Source organism: Streptomyces sp. NPDC002690 (assembly GCF_053592415.1).
In genome coordinates this window covers 1-2,069 of the sequence record NZ_JBSFVR010000662.1, presented here as the reverse complement: position 1 = coordinate 2,069, position 2,069 = coordinate 1, and the positions used below count along the sequence as shown (strand labels likewise).

Sequence of the window (2,069 nt, the reverse complement as noted above, 5' to 3'; positions counted from 1 at the left end):
CGTGATGCCGCTGTCCGATCCGTGGTCCAGGAACCGCGCGTCGCTGGGCGATCCGGCCAGCTCGCACGGTTCGTACCCGCGCGGCGCGGTCAGGGCCGGTGAGCAGGCACTTGCCGATGCTCGTGGCATGGAGCGGGGCGGTGTGCCCGGCCTGCGTGTAGGACTTGGGTGCGCGCGTGCCCTCGAAGTTGCAGAGGAACATCAGCTCACCGCCGCGGCGCACGGCCACGTTGGCCCCGAGCCCGGTGCGGGTGGCGAGGCCCTGGAGCACCATACGGGCCGCCCGGTGCACGGGGTGGCGGTTGGCCGCGGTGGCGGCGAGGGGGAGGAGGCCGAGGCTGAGCCGGTAGAGGTTGCTGACCGGGTCGCGTTCGACCATGTCGAGGCGTTCCAGGGTGGACAGCAGGCGGGACGTGGTCGACGAGCCCAGTCCGGTGTGCTCGGCCACGTCGGACACACGGAGTTCGGGCCGGCCGGAGTCGAGTGCGCGCAGCACCGAGACCGCTCGTTCGACACTCTGGTTCGTCCCGGCATCGGTCCCCCGCGTAACCATGACCCTCCCTCGTTCTGCAAATCGCTTGCACAATCTGCATCAGCATATCGCGAGTGATCGGGATCCGTATATGAAACCGGCGACCGCGACGGTTCCGCGACGCCGTCCCGGACCGGCCGGTGGCGTCGCGGAACCCCCAGGTCACCGGGTGGGAATCCGCGGGCGCCCCGGCCCCGCGCACGCGGCCGAGAGCAAGGCGGTCACGCGGCCGAGAGCGAGGCGGTCACGCGGTGGGGCCCGGAGCCGTCGTCGCGGGAGCGGCTTCCGACAGGAAGCGCCGCTGGGCCTCTTCCAGGGCAGCCGTCTCGGCGGGTTCGTCAGGGTGCTCGAAATGCCCCGCACGCAGGACGAGGAGTTCGCGCGGCCCGGCCAACGCGTTGTGGATCGCGAACTGTCCCGGCGGGGGTACGTGCGGATCGAACAGGGCGGCGGCCACATGTACGGGGATGCCGATGTGCCGTGCCGCCGTCGCGGCGTCGAAGTACGCCAGGACGTCCAGCACCGAGGGGTCCACGGCGAGCCGCGTACGCACCGACTCCCCGCTGCCCGTGCACGGCAGCGTCACCCGGAGCGGATGGTTGCCGAAGGTCGGCACCGTGAGGCCGGCGGCCCGGAAGCGGTCGTCCCAGGGGAGCGCCAACGCCCCGATGCCACCGCCGAAACTCGTGCCCAGGTAGGTCAGCCGGCCGGCAGCCTCCGGCACGAGCCGCTGGAGTGCGGTGGCCGCACACCAGACGTCCGCCACGCATCCGCCGATGAGGTACGACTCCCGGCTCCCGATGCCGTGCAGAACGTGTCCCGCCGAATTCGGGGCGACGCCGGGCAGCAGGCTCCGCGTTCCGAGCCCGCGCAGGCAGGGCCAGATGGTCGCGGTCTCCGACGGGGGCTGCCCCAGGTCCGGGGCCGCCCGGCCGCCGTATCCGTGGGTCGCCACACAGCCCTGCGTGAGACGACCGTCGGCGGGGACGGTCAGCCAGCCGCCGATGCGGACACCGTCGGCCGACGTGTACGAAATGTCGGCGACCCGCATGCCGTCCACGGTGGTCCAGGGCCCCTCGATCCTGGGCGCCGGATCGACCCGCATCGCACTCGCGTGGCGCTGCCGCCAGAAGTCGGCGAAGTCGTCAGGGCCTTGCGGGGCCCCGACCGCACGCAGGCGCGGCAGGTCGTAGCCGTGCGTGGGGTCGAAGGGGAAATCGTGCCGGAGCGGGCTGAGTTCACTGCCGTCGGAGGTGAGCGGGTGGGTGGACAAGATCTCTCCTTGTTCGGTGTGCGAAGTGGCCGGCCCGGCCCGCCGGTACGGCGCCGGTACGACGACCCTGTCCGGCCGGCCCCGTGCGGTACGGGCTCGACCGGCCGGTGGGACGGTCACGCCCCGACGGCCGGTGCGGCCAGGGCGGCCGTCGCGACGAAGGCCGGGACCCTCGGCGTCCAGCGCTTCGGCTACGCGGGCTGCTCCATCGGCGGCGCCATCGGTGCCGACCTCGCGCTGCGCCACCCCCATCGGGTGGCCTCG

The 2,069-nt window shown here is 73.0% G+C and carries 2 protein-coding genes and 1 pseudogene; 1 reads left to right on the top strand and 2 read right to left on the bottom strand.

Annotation, left to right across the window (positions count from 1 at the left end; genetic code table 11):
• Positions 1-553: IclR family transcriptional regulator (locus tag ACWD3D_RS36465; RefSeq protein WP_451464943.1), on the bottom strand; the 553-nt coding region annotated here is incomplete at its 3' end.
• 223 nt (positions 554-776) lie between these two features.
• Positions 777-1,805 carry an acetylxylan esterase gene (locus tag ACWD3D_RS36460; RefSeq protein WP_451464942.1) on the bottom strand — a complete coding sequence of 343 codons (1,029 nt, stop codon included), beginning with the start codon at positions 1,803-1,805 and terminating at the stop codon, positions 777-779.
• 18 nt (positions 1,806-1,823) lie between these two features.
• Between ACWD3D_RS36460 and ACWD3D_RS36455 the strand changes: the two are divergent.
• Positions 1,824-2,069: pseudogene (locus ACWD3D_RS36455) on the top strand (hypothetical protein); the annotation flags it as partial.